Source organism: Alcaligenes sp. AB3, from assembly GCF_031844565.1.
GTDB classification, from domain to species: domain Bacteria; phylum Pseudomonadota; class Gammaproteobacteria; order Burkholderiales; family Burkholderiaceae_B; genus Alcaligenes; species Alcaligenes faecalis.
In genome coordinates this window covers 169,157-184,928 of sequence record NZ_JAUZVM010000005.1, presented here as the reverse complement: position 1 = coordinate 184,928, position 15,772 = coordinate 169,157, and the positions used below count along the sequence as shown (strand labels likewise).

Sequence of the window (15,772 nt, the reverse complement as noted above, 5' to 3'; positions counted from 1 at the left end):
TGCCGGAGGACCGCTTCATGTTTACCCCCCGCTGTGCCGCCCTGATTTTAAGTCTGTCCCTGGGGCTACCCGCTGCCCAGGCCGCCACTGTTGCGAATGTCACCGTGCCGGACACGGTCACCGTCGAGCAGCAAAGCCTGAAACTGAATGGGGCAGGCCTGCGCAAGAAAGTTGTTTTTGATGTGTACGTTGCCGCCCTTTATACCGCGTCTCCTTCCCAGGATGCCGACGCCATTATCCAGTCACCCGGACCCCATCAAGTACGGCTGGTCCTTAAACGTGACCTGGACGCCCAAACCCTGATTGATGCCCTCAAAGACGGCATTCACAACAACCTGACTGATCCTGAAAGGCAGGAACTGGACCCCGTCATCAAGCAATTTGAAGATTTGATGCGTCAGGTTGGCGAAGCCAAGGAAGGCGACATCGTGGTGCTGGACATGAACGCAGCACAGGTCAAGATCCTGTTTAACGACAAGGTCCTGGGCGAGCTCTCTCACCCTGATCTGACCCCTGCTTTGTTGAAAATCTGGCTAGGCAAGAAGCCTGCTCAAGAATCGCTCAAAAAGGCCCTGCTGGGATTGTCTTGAACCTACACGCCTCGGAGCGCTTCATGGATAAAGTCTGGCTGCAGAACTACCCCACTGGTATTCCTGCCACTATCGAAGATCAGGCCCAGCAGTACTCGTCCTTGCTGGATGTATTTGAACAAAGTTGTACCGAGTTCGCGCAGCGCACGGCCTATATCAGCATGGGCAAACGCATGAGCTACCGCGAGCTGTCGGACAATGCCTTGGCCCTGGCCAGCTGGCTGCAAAGCCAAGGCGTGAAAAAAGGCGACCGTGTCGCCCTGATGATGCCCAATATGCTGCAGTACCCCATCAGCCTGTATGGGGTATTGCGCAGTGGGGCCACCATTATCAATACCAACCCGCTCTATACCGCCCGCGAACTGCGCCACCAGTTGCAAGACAGCGGCGCGGAAACCATCATCATTGCGGAAAACTTTGCCCACGTGCTGCAGGAAATCCTGCACGAAACGCCGATCAAGCGAATCATTGTGACCAGCGTGGGCGATTGCCTGGGCGGCTTCAAGGGCTGGCTGGTCAATCAAGTGGTACGCCATATTAAAAAGGGCGTGCCGGCCTGGTCCTTGCCAGGCTCTGTCTCGTTCAAAGCTGTACTGGCACAAGGACGGGGCCGCGCACCCGCCCCCGTCACGCTGACCCACGATGACATTGCCTGCCTGCAATACACCGGGGGCACGACAGGCGTTGCAAAAGGGGCCATTCTGACCCACGGCAATCTGGTTTCAAACCTGAGCCAGGCCCTGTCCTGGATTCGCCCGTATCTGAAAGAAGGTCAGATCGACTGCGTTGTTACCGCCCTGCCGCTCTACCATATCTTCGCCTTCACCGCGAACCTGCTGGTGTTCCTGCGTCTGGGTGCCGAAAACCTGTTGATCATTAATGCGCGCGACATTCCGTCCATGATCAAGGACATGTCCAAGCTGCGTTTTACGGCCATTACCGGGGTGAACACCCTGTTCAATGCCATGCTGAACAATGCCGAGTTCCGCAAACTGGACTTTTCCTCCCTGCGCTTTACGCTGGGCGGCGGTATGGCCGTACAGGAAGTGGTCGCCAAGCGCTGGCTGGAAGCCACGGGCAAGCCTTTGGCACAGGCGTATGGACTCACTGAAACCTCACCCGCCGCCACGATCAATCCGCTGGACAAACAAGAGTTCACCGGCTCGATTGGTCTGCCTGTACCGTCTACCGACATACGCATACGTGACGAAAACCAGAACGATCTGCCTTTGGGCGAAACCGGCGAGCTGTGCATTCGCGGGCCGCAAGTCACCCCCGGCTATTGGCAACGCCCCGATGAAACCGCCAAGGTTTTTGATCGTGACGGCTTCTTGCGCACGGGTGATATCGGCTATATGGATGAGCAAGGCTATGTCTTCCTGCTGGATCGTAAAAAGGACATGATTCTGGTCTCTGGCTTTAACGTCTACCCCAATGAAGTGGAAGCCGTCGCCGCCCAGCACCCGGATATTGTCGAGGCCGCCGCCGTCGGTGTGCCGGATGAAAAAGCAGGCGAAATCGTCAAACTCTATGTCATCAGCCGCAATCCCGATTTGACGGAAAAAGACGTAATAGCCTTCTGCCGCAAGAACCTGACCGGCTACAAGGCCCCGCGCATTGTCGAGTTCCGCGACGACCTGCCACGTACCAACGTAGGCAAGATCCTGCGCCGGGAACTACGTCCATAACACGTATTTCGCACGCGCTTAGACCAAGATGAAAGGGGCTTATGCCCCTTTTTCATTAACCGAAGGATTCATAAACAAATAAGAATCGGATCGTTCGTAGCCCTGATACCGCTCTTTAGAATGGGACAAACTATTTATATAAGCGAGTGTCAGAATGCACGCCCTGTCCCGCCTCTCGGAGTCCAATCGCACCGCGATTGCTCAAATTACCGACGAGCTCGATCCGCTGTCCCTGAACTGGCTGTCCGGCTATCTCGCGGGTGTCGCGCAAGTGCGCCACACCGGCCTTCCCGCTCAAGCGCCTGTTTCTCCTGAACTGTCTTTGGTCCCGGCCGCCGCTGCGCCCGCCCAACGACCTGCCACTATTGTATTTGGCAGCCAGACAGGCAATGCCCAACGCGTCGCCGAAGCCTTTGCCCAACGCTGCGAAGCCGCCGGTATCCCCGTGCGCCTGCTGCGTGCCGACCGTTACCCCACGCGCGAGCTGAAAGAAGAGCGTCTGCTGTACGTCATTATCAGCACCCAGGGTGAAGGCGACCCGCCAGACGATTCCATCGCGTTTTTCGAATTCCTGTCCGGTGCCCGTGCTCCCAAGCTGCCCGAGCTGAAATTCGGTGTGCTGGGCCTGGGCGATTCCAGCTACCCCCTGTTCTGTGGGATCGCAGAAAAGATCGATCAACGTCTGTTGGCTCTGGGTGCGCAACGCATTCTGGACGCAGGCCTGGCCGATCTGGATATTGATACGGTTGCCGCCCCCTGGCAGGACAAGGCCTTCGGTTTTCTGGAAACAGATCACCAGGCCCACGCCGCGGCGGCAGTTCCTGCCGCCCAGTCCAACAACGTTACGGTGCTGGAAACCCAGGCTCGCAGCAGCTTTACTCGCGACAATCCCTTCCAGGCCACCGTGCTGCAAAGCCAAAGCATTACCGGTCGCGACAGCACCCGCGATATCTATCACTACGAGTTGTCGCTGGAAGGCAGTGGCCTGAAGTACCAACCCGGTGATGCCTTGGGTGTCTGGCCCACGCAAAACGCCAAGCTGGTCGAAGCGGTTATTCAGACTTTGAAGCTGGACCCGCAAGAGACCGTCACCATTCAGGACAAATCGCACACGCTGCAAGAGTGGCTGAGCCACTACCGCGAGCTGACGCAACTGACCAAACCGTTTCTGGTGGAACTGGCCAAGCGCAATAGCGATGCCGTTCTGCAAACAGCTGTGGGCCCAGATGGTTTGAGCACCCTGCAAGAGCTGCTGAAAACCCATCAAGTGCTGGATGTACTGGAACGCTTCCCAGCCAGCTGGAGCGCTGCCGAACTGGTGCAAGCCTTGCGCCCCCTGGCACCCCGCATGTACTCCATCGCCTCCAGCCAGTCCGAGGTGGACGAAGAAGTGCATCTGACTGTGGCCAATGTGCACTACCAGTTCAATGAACAAGATCGTTGGGGCGTGGCTTCCGACTATCTGGCCCGCCTGAACGAAGGCGACACCGTGCCGGTCTTTATCGACCCCAATACCCGCTTCCGCCTGCCTGAAGACAGCAACCGTGACGTAATCATGATTGGTCCCGGCACCGGCGTTGCCCCCTTCCGTGCCTTTGTGCAGGAACGCAGCGTTCAGGGTGGTGAAGGCCGCAACTGGCTGTTCTTTGGCAACCCGCACTTTCATTCCGATTTTCTTTACCAGACCGAATGGCAACGCGCCTTGCAGGACGGCCAGTTGCAACACCTGGACCTGGCCTTCTCGCGCGATCAGGAAAACAAGGTTTACGTACAGCACCGCTTGCTGGAAAAAGCAGCCGAGGTCTATGCCTGGATTCAGGGCGGCGCCCACATTTATGTGTGCGGTGATGCCAACCAGATGGCCAAGGACGTACACCAGACCCTGCAGGAAATCGCCCGCCAGGAAGGTGGATTGGACGCAGACCAGGCTCGCAGCTGGTTGGAAGAACTCTCGGCGCAGGGCCGCTACGCCCGCGACGTTTACTGAGAAGCAAGGACATGACAGAAAAGAAAATCGCCGCTATCGAGCAAGTAAAAATTGATAGCCGCTATCTGCGCGGTGGCATTACCGAGGGTCTGGCAGACCCCATTACCGGCGCCATCAGCGAAGACGACAACAAGCTGCTGAAATTTCACGGCAGCTATCAGCAAGACGACCGCGACCAGCGCGAAGAGCGTCGCAAACAAAAGCTGGAACCGGCGTTCAGTTTCATGATTCGCGCCCGCTTGCCCGGCGGCGTGGTTACGCCCGCCCAGTGGCTGGCCTTTGACCAGATCGCCTGTGACTGGGCCCAGTTTGGCCTGCGCATCACCACCCGTCAGACCTTTCAATGGCACGGCGTGCGCAAGCCCTTTTTAAAGCCCACCCTGCAAGCCATCAACAAGGCCATGTCCACGACATTGGCCACTTGCGGCGACGTGAACCGTCAGGTGGTCAGCGCCACCAATCCCTTGCTGTCCGAGCAGCACGGTCTGGTTCAAGAGTGGGCTGACAAGATTTCCGAAACCTTCCTGCCCAAAACCCGCGCCTATGCCGAGATCTGGCTGGACGGCAAAAAAGTCGAAGACGCCATTGACGGCGAAGACTTTGAACCGATTTACGGCAAGACTTACCTGCCCCGCAAATTCAAGATCGGCATTGCCGTGCCTCCCCTGAATGATGTGGACGTATTTGCGCAGGACATCGGCCTGATCGCGATTATTGAAAACAACCAGTTGCTGGGCTTTAACGTCGCCATTGGCGGCGGCATGGGTGCCACTCATGGCGACGACACCACCTACCCGCGACTGGGCAGCGTAATCGGCTTTGTTCGCCCCGAGCAATTACTGGCCGTTTGCGAAGCCGTTATCACCACACAGCGTGACCATGGCAACCGCGACGAACGCCGTCATGCCCGTCTGAAATACACCGTGGATAAGCTGGGTGCCGACTGGTTCCTGGAAGAAGTGCAAAACCGCAGTGGCCAAACGCTGGAGCCTTCGCGCCCCTATCACTTTGACCACAATGGCGACCGCTTCGGCTGGACCCAAGGCAGCAATGGCCGCTGGCACCTGAGCCTGCGTATCGATTCGGGCCGCATCATGGATACCGAAGTTGGCCCCTGGCTGACGGGTATGCGTGAAATTGCCAAGATTCACCAGGGACAATTCCGTCTGACCTGCAACCAGAACCTGATCATTGCCGATGTGCCTGAAGAAGATAAGGCCAAGATCGACAAGCTGGTTGCTGACCACAAACTGGATGTGTACCAGACACAAAGCGGCATACGCAGCAGCACGATTGCCTGTGTCTCTCTACCCACTTGCGGTTTGGCCATGGCCGAGAGCGAACGCTACGCCCCCATCTTGCTGCCCAAGCTGGAAACCCTGCTGGACAAGTACCAGCTGCGTGATGAGCGCATTGTGCTGCGTATCTCCGGTTGCCCCAACGGCTGCGCCCGCCCTTACCTGGGTGAAATCGCCCTGGTTGGCCGTGCTCTGGGCCGTTATGACTTGCGCTTGGGCGCAAACTTCAGCGGCGAACGCCTGAACGTGATCTATCGCCAAAATATTGCCGAACCTGAAATTCTGCGCATTCTGGACGAGCTGTTTGGCCGCTTCGCCGCCGAGCGTCTGGAAGGCGAACACTTTGGTGATTTTCTGGTTCGCGCTGGCGTAGTTGCCGAGCCTTCAAGCCGCTTGATTCCTTTGGTTTTGCAACCGGCCTGATATGAACCTCTTTCCTTTATTCGCCAACTTGAAGCAGCGCGCCGTACTGGTGGTCGGCGGTGGAGAAATCGCCGAGCGCAAAGTGCGTCTGGTCCTGGCGGCGGGTGCCCAGGTCACGCTGGTCGCCCCCTATGTGGTGGACAGCCTGGAAGAGCTGGCCAAGCAAGGGCGCATCACCCTGATTCGAGAGCGCTATCAGGCCCAGCATCTGCAAGGGGCCTGGCTGATTATTGCCGCCACCGACAAGCGGGACGTGAACCAGGTCATTGCCCAGGACGCACAAGAAGCACGCATTCTGGTCAATGTGGTGGACGACCCCGAATTGTCCAGTTTTCAGGTGCCTGCCATTGTGGATCGCTCACCGCTGATTATTGCGATTTCCTCAGCGGGATCAGCCCCCATGTTGGCACGGCGAGTACGGGAGCAATTGGAAACCATGTTGGACCACAGCCTGGGTGCGATCAGCCGTCTGGCGCAGGAATACCGCAGCGCCATTCGGCGCGCCCGCCCCGAGCTGGGTGCGCGCCGCCGTTTTTACGACTGGCTGCTGGATGGCCCGGTGGGGTCGGCACTGCGCAGCCATCAGAATGAACAGGCACGCCTGAGTCTGGAAAACGCGCTGCAACAGCCGGAATCGCCTCGCGCCACACAAGGCCGTGTGATTCTGGTAGGCGCAGGTCCCGGTGATCCAGGTCTGCTGACCTTGCATGCCCTGCGTGCACTGAATCGCGCTGATGTGATTCTGTACGATCGCCTGGTGTCCGATCAGGTAATGGAACTGGCCCGTCGTGATGCTCACCGCATTTTTGTCGGCAAACAACTGGGCGAAGACCATCATCAAACCCAGAACCGCATTCATCAGCTGATGATTGAACACGCTCGTGCCGGCCAAACCGTAGTGCGCCTGAAAGGCGGCGATGGCTTTATTTTTGGTCGCGGCGGTGAAGAGTTGGAATATCTGGCCGAGCACGGTGTCGCCTTTGAAGTGGTGCCCGGCATCACGGCTGCGATTGCATGTGCGGCTTACAGCGGCATTCCCCTGACACATCGTGATCACGCTCAGTCCGTACAGTTTGTGACGGCACATCGTAAAAGTGGTCACGGTATCGAGGATTGGAACCCGCTGCTGGATACCAGTCAGACGGTAGCTGTGTACATGGGCTTGCAGCAAATCCTGGGCTTTAGCCATGAGCTGGTACAGCGTGGCCGTAGTGCCACTACGCCCTGCGCCTTGATTGAAAACGGCTCGCGCCCTGAACAGCGCACCTTGCTGTCCACACTGGAAAATATTGCCCAGGATGCACAGCAACATCAGTTTGCCAGCCCCTGCATTTTGGTGATTGGTCAGGTCGCCACCTTGGGCACTGCCCTGTCCTGGTATGGCGAGTTGATTGACCAGCTCAGTCCACGTACGGCGATTGAACAGGACACGGATAGTACGCTAGTCGCAGCCTGAACCCGCCGCCCCTAGAGAGTAATAGCTGCACCAAGATGAACATGAAAAGGCCCTCAACATGTCTTGTTGAGGGCCTTTCTAGTCGGTATTCCGGTGCTTCTGCAACAGCCGCCAAACACGCACACCACCGTTAACGAGCGATGCAGCAAAAGTGTGAAACGGCGGGTTCCGTGGCCATTTTCGCTACCCTGCACTTCTTGAAAGCACCGAGCGGTCAACTGCCTCAACCTTCATGAAGTCGAAGGGCAAGCCTATGTTTTTAACGCTGTCCAAAAGCCGCAAACATGGCTCGCAACGCACTATCCAGCAGATAGCCAATCAGACCAATCAGGACAATTACGGCCATCAACTCGGAATACGCCATGCGATCACGCGTATCCAGAATCAGATAACCCAAACCGGCTGACACACCCAGCATTTCGCAGGGCACCAGCACAATCCACAAGACACCGATGGCCAGTCGGCTACCCGTCAGTACCGAGCCGACAATGCCGGGCAGAATCAAATACAAAAGCGTTTCCATCTTGGTGGCTGCCAGACTGCGCCCCAGCATCAGCCAACGCGGATTCAAATGACGTACACCCGAAGCCGTATTCAGCAAGACAGGCCAGACACCAGCCACACCCAGTAGAAAATAAATCGGAGCATCGCCAATCCCGAAGGCCATGACGGCAATAGGCATCCAGGACAGGGGCGATATCATGCGCAAGAACTGGAACAAGGGAGTCAATGCGGCGTGGGCTCGGACTGACAAGCCCAGCAGCAATCCAGCAGGCACGCCAACCCCCAATGAAATGGCCAGGCCCACAAAAATACGCTGCAAGCTGGCGCCTACGTGCATCCAGGTCTCTGACCAGCCCAGTATTTCCAGCAAGCTATGAAACGCGGCTGCAGGACCGAATTGCTGCATTAAAGAGCTGCTGGACCAGGCCGTGGCCAGGTACCACAGCACGACTCCCGCCAACAAACCGCCCAGCCCCCACAGGGTGCTGGCAATCCAGGCATTCAATTTTGGACGTCGCAAAGACGCAGCCGATCGCGGATCGGACTGCGCCAATGGCGAAGAAGAAGCAGACACACTCAAACTCATACAACAATGCTCTCGTTGCGGCTGTATTGCTCGGACAAGCCAAACTGCGCCAGACCACCCTGCTTTTCCAACGCGGCACGGACAAAGCGGTCATCCACCAGATCACTGGCCACGTGCTCAGGAGACAACCCTTCCAGAAAGTCACGTTCGCCCTGGATCAAGGTCCCTTGCAGCATTTGCACCAAAGACTCGGTGTAGCTGGGGAAAGGATAAGGTTGAAAATCGATACGCTGGTCGTCCCAGTCCGGATGACGAATCACGCCAGACTTCACATATTGCGCACGATCTGCCGGGTCCGGGGACAGCACTTTCAACAGATTTTCCTGAGTATGCGGGGTATAACGGTTACCCCCTTCGCGCGACAGAATCTTGGCCGCCTCAGCACGGTTACTGCGTATCCAGATCTGTGCCTTGACCAGGCCATCCACCACGCCTTGCGACCATCGGGGTCGAGTCTGCAAATCCTGCTCGTGCATGAAGGCTACGCAACAGGCATGATCGCGCCAAACGTCGCCGGTAAAGCGCAGGATGCGGCCCATGCCTTGAGTTTCAGCCAAGGCATTGAAAGGTTCAGCCACAGTAAAACCGGCAATTCGACCCGAAGCCAAGGCCGGAGGCATATCGGCAGGGGCCATCACCACCAGATTGACCTCATTGGGTGCCAGCGCACCGGCATTTTTCACGACTGGCGTCAGGCCGTGTGCTTTGAGCACATGCTGCAACACCACATTGTGAATCGAGTACCAGAAAGGAATAGCCACTGTCTGCCCGCCCAACTGCTCGGCCGAGCTGATGTTCTGCGCCACCGTGATGGCAGAGCCACTCATGTGATTCCAGGCCACCACTTTTGCAGGCACTTTGCTGCCGTAGCGTGCCCACACCGTCATGGGCGAGAGCAAGTGCACCAGGTTGACCTGACCAGAGATAAAGGCCTCAACCAGTTGCGCCCAGCTGCGCACCATCACAGGCTTTTCCACCGCAATGCCTGCTTCTTCAAAGTATCCATTGTGATGCGCGACCAACATGGCGGTGGCATCGGTAATCGGCAAATAGCCGATACGCAAAGGCGCATTCGACTCGCTTTGTGCACGGGCTGCCCCTTGGGCCATCAAGGGTGCAGCGCCCGCTACCGTCAACAAGGACGCCAGTTTCAACAGGTCGCGACGGGTACGGGACGTAGGAGATTCAATCATGAAGTGCACCTTACAAAACAGAAGCGTGAACCGCCTGGGAGAGGCTTTGCTCCAGGCTGGCCACAATTTCCAGGCGTATGGCCTGAAGCCAGTTATCCAGATGAGATCGGGGATGTGCCGGGCAGCTCCATTCACGCTGCAAGCCGGCAGGACGGCCACCTAGAAGCAGGGCGCGGTCCGCCAGCAAGAGGGCTTCATCAATATCGTGAGTGACCAGCACAATGGCGCAGCCAGTCTGGTCGCGTATCGACAGAATCAGCTCCTGCATCTGCCGGCGGGTTACTTCGTCCAGCGCGCCAAAAGGCTCATCCATCAACAAGACCTGCGGACGACGAGCCAGACAACGCGCAATGGCAACACGCTGTGCCATCCCGCCCGACAAGGCGCCAGGACGCTGATGGCGGTTTTCATAGAGGCCGACCTGACGCAGCGCCTGTTCAACGCGCTGGCGGCGCTCTGCTGCCGATACGGAAGGTTGACGAGCAAAGCCCAGGCCAAAGCCGGTATTGGCCTGCACGTTCAGCCACGGCAAGAGAATGGCTTCCTGAAAAGCCATAGCCAAAGCGGGATGAACTCCACGCACGGCCTGCCCCAGAAAGGACACCTCGCCCTGAGTGGGCGCTTGCAAACCGGCCAGAACCCGCAACAAGGAGGACTTGCCCACCCCGCTGGGACCCAGCAACGCCACGATCTCGCCCGCGCGCACGGTCAAATCCAGGTTCTGCAAGATCGTCTGGCCACCGTAGGCCAGACTGATCCCCCGTGCGGACAAGAGCCCGGCCCCTTCAGAATCGGTATGCGAGGGGGCGGCGGACCTCATACGGCATCCTGCCCAAGTTCGGCTTTCAACTGCGCCACAGTGGGCGAAATCAAAGGCACCAGCATGGCTTCGCGATAACGGCGCAACAGTTGCGGATGCTTGCCCTGCATATAGGTTGCACCGCCGATTGCAGAGCTTTCCAAGGCCACAGCCTGCGACGCCAGACTGCTTAGCTCGATACGGACTTTGAACAGGTCAGGCGGCGTGGCCGAGCCGGGCTTACGTACGGCATCAACCAGCACATCCGACAATTCCTGTACACGATCCAGCAAACGGCGGGCGGGCTGTTCCTGTACCCATTGGCAGCGGGGCGCATCCAGCACTTGCTTCAAGGAGCGACGTGCCAGACCCATGGTCATACCGCATTGCAGCGCCATGAAACGGGGGCGTACCGTGCGCACAAAGTGGCCTGCATCGGGATGCAGCAAGCGCTCCTGTCCCAGACGCACGTTATTGAACGTCAAGGCCGCCGTATTGCTGCCGCGCAATCCGACCAGATCCAGGTCTGCCGAACGCTCCAATCCCTGATCCCCCAGCTCTGCCACCCAGATACCAGCCTGATCCTCGGGCATGGCGGCCACAATGGCAACCAGGCAGTTCCCGGGACGCAGATTGGTAATCCAGGGCAGGCGGCCTTCAAACTGCCATTGCCCTTGTGCGGGCTGAGCACGCACTTGCAGCTCTTCAATGCCGCCCAAAAACTTGATGGCGTTGGACAGGCCGGTCGCACCGGCAATACTGCCGTCCAGCAAACCGGGCAGATAGCGCTCGCGCATCGCGGGGGCCTGAACATCACGCAGGTACTCAATAAAGGTGCGCTGGCTCCACAGGACAAAACCCGCTGTCAGCGAATGCTCGGCCACTTCCACGATGGACTGAACAGCATCGCCAAAGTCGGAAAAATCTGCTTTCAAGCCCAGGCTCAACAAACCGTCTTGCGCCAGGCGAGGCAACAAGGCCTGCGCCTGGGATGCATCGTTGTCCAGCGAAAGAGCGTGCTCCTCCAGCCACTGGGCCAAGCCGGGCGACAAAACAGGGCGCTCTGAGGCCAGCACAGGCTGCTCAGCGCGTTTTAAGGCGTTTCCCATGCGTAGGCCTCCAGCTGGCTATTGAGCGGCGTACGGGCCAGGTTATTGGCAAAGTTGCAGATCGTCGCCAAGCCGATGCCGGTAATCACTTCCAAAGCCTGCTGGTCGCCATAACCGGCGGCACGGAAATCAGCCAGGGCTTGGTCGGATACCTGACCACGGGTATCGATCACGGCGCGACTGAACAAAGCCAATGCTTGCAGGCGCTCGTCGTTGATCTGGTCAAAGCCACGCGCACGCAAGGCAGCCAGGATTTCCGGGTCCAGCTTGGCTTTATTGGTCGCAATGGCAGTGTGACCGGCCACGCAGAAGCGGCAACCGTGAGTGGTGCCAGCTACCAGTTGCACCACCTCGCGCTCGACCAGCGACAGGCTGGCGGTGGCGTTCAGGGCGGACATATCCTGATAGGCTTGCAGGGCAACAGGCGCATTGGCCAAAATAGCCAGCAGATTGGACAAAAAGCCGCTACCACGCACAGCTTTTTCAAGGGCTGGTTTGACCGCCTCTGGTGCGGAGTCCACAGTATGCAAAGTTAAGCGGGTCATGATGGCGACAATTCCTTAGTTAATCCGAGAAGGTTTTATTGTCGATTGACTGGCGCCTTATCTCCATGTGCGAACATAGCGGTATTCATATTAAAAATATCCACGAAAAGAAATAAGCATATTTTCTGCATGAGCGACTCTGCCTTTCCTGACAGCCATTGCGCTGTCGATTCCAAAGACACAGGACACCCTGTGGAGGAACTGCTCTTGTCCGGGCTGGAGATCTCGGCCAGCCTGTTTCACTTGGGCCAGTACTGCAATCAATGGGAAAGCAGCCTGCACGGACATCAACGGGCAGGCTTTCATGTGGTCTTGCATGGGCCGTGCTGGCTGCATATTCAGCATCAGGACGCCCTGGCCTTGCAGGCGGGTGATGCGGTGTTCTTCTTGCGGGATGTGCCCCATCGCCTAAGCTCATCGCCCACGCCGCCAGACTGGAACGCGGCCATGCAGCGGCAAACCATGCAGAATCTGGAGCCGCAGGTGCCGCAAAGCACGGGTTTGCTCTGTGGTTTTCTGGATCTGGGCCGTGGTTTGAGCGAATTGCTGCTGGCAACCGTGCCTGATGTTTTGTTGATTGATGGTTCTCAGGCAGATGCGGACTCTGGACGTCCTTTGCTGGACTTGATCCAGGCCGAGATGCAGCGTCAGCCACAGGCCAACTCCAGCTTGCTGGAAAAGCTGGTGGAGCTATTGTTGTTCTATACCTTGCGCCAGCAAATCGGGCAGACACCGGCTGAAGGAGCTCTGCCAGCTGGCCTGATTCATCTGGCCAGCGATTCTGCGTTTGGCGGCCTGATAGAACAACTGCTGCGTGAGCCTGCCAAAGCCTGGTCAGTTGATGATATGGCTGCCTATCTGAACATGTCGCGCGCTGCCTTTCACCGCCGCTTTACCTTGCTGTGCGGCATGGCACCAGCCCAGGTGCTGCTGCAGCTACGTATGCAATTGGCCAAACGTCAGCTGGAACAAGGTCTGACCATGGAACAGATAGCCGAACGTATCGGCTATAGCTCCGCCGCCGCCTTCAGCGCCGCATTCAGGCGTAGTGTGGGGGTCAGCCCGGCACAGTGGCGCAAGCAAGACTCGCGTAGCTAAGTCGACTGTATGCAACTTACGGCCGCAACCAGCCTCTGTTTTCAGCCCAATCATCCATGCAGGTCAATGGCCCGAGCCTAGGATTTTGTTCCCGTGCCCGTCGACAAACAACCGGGCATAAAAAAACCCCAATCTGTAACCAGATCGGGGTTTTTTTGACCTACCAGAGCCAGGCCGAAGCCTGGGCATCTGAGCAAGCGTTTAGATCACGCGGGCTGCTTCGATCAGACGCACAACAGTCCAGGACTTGCTGCGGCTGATAGGACGGCCTTCGGAAATCTCAACGGTATCGCCTTCGTTGTACTGGTTGGTCTCGTCGTGCGCTTTGTATTTATTGGAGCGGACGATGATCTTGCCATACAAGGGATGTTTAACGCGGCGTTCAACCAGAACGACGACAGTTTTGTCCATCTTGTTGCTGACAACTTGACCAATCAGGGTACGTTGACGTTTTTCGGTAGTTTGAGTTTCGCTCATCTTACTTTCCTGCGGTCTCAGCCATGACAGTACGGACACGAGCGATGTCGCGACGTACTTTGCCCAATTGGCTGGTGTTGGAAAGCTGTTGAGTAGCACGCTGCATGCGCAGGTTAAATTGTGCTTTCAACAGGCTCTCGAGCTCTTTCTGGAGCTCGGCGGCATCTTTGGTACGGAGTTCGCTGGCTTTCATGACGTCTCCTTAAGCACCGATCTGACGCGTTACGAACGTCGTCGAGATAGGCAGCTTGGCAGCGGCCAGACGGAATGCTTCGCGTGCCAGCTCTTCGCTAACACCTTCCATTTCGTACAGGACCTTGCCTGGTTGAATCTCAGCGACCCAGAACTCTGGATTACCCTTACCGTTACCCATACGAACTTCGGCAGGTTTCTGCGAAATTGGCTTATCGGGGAAGATACGGATCCAGATGCGGCCACCACGTTTGATGTGACGGTTAATTGCACGACGTGCTGCTTCGATCTGGCGAGCAGTCAGACGGCCACGGTCAGTGGCTTTCAGACCAAATTCGCCAAACGAAACTTGCGCACCGCGAGTTGCCAGACCGGTGTTACGGCCTTTGTGCTCTTTGCGGTACTTTCTGCGAGAAGGTTGCAGCATGTTTTATTCTCCTTCGGACGCAGCAGGAGCAGCGTCTTTACGAGGACCGCGACCACGACCACCTGGACGGCGGTTTTCAGGGCGGTCACCACGTGGACGACGTGGGCGGCGCTCTTCAGGGGCTACGGTGTCAACAGGCATTTCGCCGTTAGGCAGCATGTCGCCCTTGTAGACCCAGACCTTGATACCGATGATCCCGTACGTCGTGTGCGCTTCGGAAGTGCCGTAATCGATGTTAGCGCGCAGGGTGTGCAGAGGCACACGGCCTTCGCGGTACCATTCGGTACGAGCGATTTCGATGCCGTTCAAGCGACCCGAGCTCATGATCTTGATGCCTTGGGCACCCAGACGCATGGCGTTTTGCATGGAACGCTTCATCGCACGACGGAACATGATGCGCTTTTCCAATTGCTGGGCAATGGAGTCGGCGATCAGTTGAGCGTCGGTTTCAGGTTTGCGGATTTCTTCGATGTTAACGTGCACTGGCACGCCCAACAGGCGCTGCAGGTCAGCCTTCAGGCTTTCGATGTCCTCGCCGCGCTTGCCGATCACTACACCAGGACGAGCCGAGTAAATAGTGATGCGAGCATTTTTGGCAGGACGCTCGATGACCACACGGCCAACGGAGGCGCTTTTCAGCTTGCGTTTCAGGTATTCGCGCACACGGATGTCGTCAGCCAACATCGTACCGAACTCAGCACCGTCAGCGTACCAACGCGAGCTCCAGTTACGGTTAACAGCCAGGCGGAACCCAATTGGGTGGATTTTCTGTCCCATTGTGACTCCTTAAGCGCCGACTTTGACCACAATGTGGCAAGTCTGCTTCTCAATACGGTTACCGCGGCCTTTGGCTCGTGCAGAAAAACGCTTCAACGACTGGGCCTTGTCCACGTAAATGGAGGTGACTTTCAGTTCGTCGATGTCGGCGCCGTCATTGTGCTCAGCGTTGGCAATAGCCGATTCCAGAGCTTTCTTGATGATGCCAGCGGCTTTCTTGGGAGTGAAAGTCAGCGTATTCAGAGCGTGAGCGACGGACTTGCCGCGGACCATGTCCGCAACCAGACGTGCTTTTTGCGCCGAAATATGGACTCCACGAATAATTGCTGTAGTTTCCATCACTTATCTCCGGGCCTTTTTGTCCGCAGCGTGACCCTTGAAAGTACGGGTCAAAGCGAACTCGCCGAGCTTGTGGCCAACCATGTTCTCGTTGATGTAAACGGGAATGTGTTGACGGCCATTGTGAACGGCAATCGTCAGCCCAATGAACTCGGGCAGGATGGTAGAGCGGCGCGACCAGGTTTTGATTGGTCGCTTGTCGTTACCCACAACGGCTGCGTCAACCTTTTTGATCAGGTGAGCATCAACGAATGGGCCTTTTTTAATCGAACGTGACATAGTGT

General features: G+C 57.3%; 17 protein-coding genes. 6 read left to right on the top strand and 11 right to left on the bottom strand.

The genetic code is table 11. From position 1 onward, the window contains the following. Positions 1 to 17 precede the first annotated feature (17 nt). From Q9R35_RS13010 to cysG, 5 genes are all read left to right on the top strand, one after another. A complete protein-coding gene (locus Q9R35_RS13010; protein WP_042489216.1) occupies positions 18 to 590 on the top strand; it encodes a chalcone isomerase family protein in 573 nt (190 codons plus the stop codon). 23 nt (positions 591 to 613) lie between these two features. Further along, positions 614 to 2,278, top strand: coding sequence for an AMP-binding protein (locus Q9R35_RS13005; RefSeq protein WP_042489219.1), 1,665 nt, complete (start codon positions 614 to 616; stop codon positions 2,276 to 2,278). Positions 2,279 to 2,432: 154 nt separating this feature from the next. Continuing rightward, positions 2,433 to 4,265 carry an assimilatory sulfite reductase (NADPH) flavoprotein subunit gene (locus Q9R35_RS13000; protein WP_311219960.1) on the top strand — a complete coding sequence of 611 codons (1,833 nt, stop codon included), beginning with the start codon at positions 2,433 to 2,435 and terminating at the stop codon, positions 4,263 to 4,265. 11 nt (positions 4,266 to 4,276) lie between these two features. Continuing rightward, positions 4,277 to 5,986, top strand: a complete 1,710-nt coding sequence (gene cysI, locus Q9R35_RS12995) for an assimilatory sulfite reductase (NADPH) hemoprotein subunit (RefSeq protein WP_311219959.1) — start codon at positions 4,277 to 4,279, stop codon at positions 5,984 to 5,986. Position 5,987: 1 nt separating this feature from the next. Further along, positions 5,988 to 7,442 carry a siroheme synthase CysG gene (gene cysG / locus Q9R35_RS12990; RefSeq protein ID WP_063692230.1) on the top strand — a complete coding sequence of 485 codons (1,455 nt, stop codon included), beginning with the start codon at positions 5,988 to 5,990 and terminating at the stop codon, positions 7,440 to 7,442. A gap of 259 nt (positions 7,443 to 7,701) precedes the next feature. On the opposite strand, the gene Q9R35_RS12985 is transcribed toward cysG, so the two are convergent. The 5 genes from Q9R35_RS12985 to Q9R35_RS12965 all read right to left on the bottom strand — a co-directional run bounded on the left by Q9R35_RS12985 (position 7,702) and on the right by Q9R35_RS12965 (position 12,178). Beyond that, the gene (locus Q9R35_RS12985) at positions 7,702 to 8,451 is read right to left on the bottom strand and encodes an ABC transporter permease (RefSeq protein ID WP_311219964.1); all 750 of its coding nucleotides are present in this window, start codon (positions 8,449 to 8,451) and stop codon (positions 7,702 to 7,704) included. A gap of 77 nt (positions 8,452 to 8,528) precedes the next feature. Next, on the bottom strand, positions 8,529 to 9,725 hold the full coding sequence (locus tag Q9R35_RS12980) for an ABC transporter substrate-binding protein (protein ID WP_311219958.1): 1,197 nt from the start codon (positions 9,723 to 9,725) through the stop codon (positions 8,529 to 8,531). A gap of 10 nt (positions 9,726 to 9,735) precedes the next feature. Beyond that, positions 9,736 to 10,545 (bottom strand): ATP-binding cassette domain-containing protein, encoded by an 810-nt coding sequence (locus Q9R35_RS12975; protein WP_311219957.1) that lies wholly within the window; start codon positions 10,543 to 10,545, stop codon positions 9,736 to 9,738. Further along, a complete protein-coding gene (locus Q9R35_RS12970) occupies positions 10,542 to 11,633 on the bottom strand; it encodes an acyl-CoA dehydrogenase family protein (RefSeq protein WP_311219956.1) in 1,092 nt (363 codons plus the stop codon). Before Q9R35_RS12970 ends, Q9R35_RS12975 begins: the two co-directional genes overlap by 4 nt. Next, entirely contained in the window at positions 11,618 to 12,178 is a 561-nt protein-coding gene (locus tag Q9R35_RS12965; protein WP_009462432.1) for a carboxymuconolactone decarboxylase family protein, read from the bottom strand. Before Q9R35_RS12965 ends, Q9R35_RS12970 begins: the two co-directional genes overlap by 16 nt. Positions 12,179 to 12,307: 129 nt before the next feature. On the opposite strand from Q9R35_RS12965, the gene Q9R35_RS12960 reads away from it, so the two are divergent. Then, entirely contained in the window at positions 12,308 to 13,276 is a 969-nt protein-coding gene (locus tag Q9R35_RS12960) for an AraC family transcriptional regulator (RefSeq protein ID WP_042489240.1), read from the top strand. A gap of 201 nt (positions 13,277 to 13,477) precedes the next feature. Here the strand turns inward: Q9R35_RS12960 and rpsQ are convergent, their stop codons facing one another. The 6 genes from rpsQ to rpsS are packed head-to-tail and all read right to left on the bottom strand — an operon-like array spanning position 13,478 to position 15,767. Then, on the bottom strand, positions 13,478 to 13,753 hold the full coding sequence (rpsQ, locus tag Q9R35_RS12955; protein WP_003803027.1) for a 30S ribosomal protein S17: 276 nt from the start codon (positions 13,751 to 13,753) through the stop codon (positions 13,478 to 13,480). Position 13,754: 1 nt separating this feature from the next. After that, on the bottom strand, positions 13,755 to 13,946 hold the full coding sequence (rpmC, locus tag Q9R35_RS12950) for a 50S ribosomal protein L29 (RefSeq protein ID WP_003803032.1): 192 nt from the start codon (positions 13,944 to 13,946) through the stop codon (positions 13,755 to 13,757). Between the two features lie 9 nt (positions 13,947 to 13,955). After that, positions 13,956 to 14,372 carry a 50S ribosomal protein L16 gene (gene rplP, locus Q9R35_RS12945; RefSeq protein WP_003803033.1) on the bottom strand — a complete coding sequence of 139 codons (417 nt, stop codon included), beginning with the start codon at positions 14,370 to 14,372 and terminating at the stop codon, positions 13,956 to 13,958. A gap of 3 nt (positions 14,373 to 14,375) precedes the next feature. Continuing rightward, on the bottom strand, positions 14,376 to 15,149 hold the full coding sequence (rpsC, locus tag Q9R35_RS12940; protein ID WP_003803035.1) for a 30S ribosomal protein S3: 774 nt from the start codon (positions 15,147 to 15,149) through the stop codon (positions 14,376 to 14,378). A 9-nt stretch (positions 15,150 to 15,158) separates the two neighbouring features. Then, the gene (gene rplV, locus Q9R35_RS12935; protein WP_009462426.1) at positions 15,159 to 15,488 is read right to left on the bottom strand and encodes a 50S ribosomal protein L22; all 330 of its coding nucleotides are present in this window, start codon (positions 15,486 to 15,488) and stop codon (positions 15,159 to 15,161) included. A 3-nt stretch (positions 15,489 to 15,491) separates the two neighbouring features. Then, the gene (gene rpsS / locus Q9R35_RS12930; RefSeq protein WP_003803039.1) at positions 15,492 to 15,767 is read right to left on the bottom strand and encodes a 30S ribosomal protein S19; all 276 of its coding nucleotides are present in this window, start codon (positions 15,765 to 15,767) and stop codon (positions 15,492 to 15,494) included. Positions 15,768 to 15,772 lie beyond the last annotated feature (5 nt).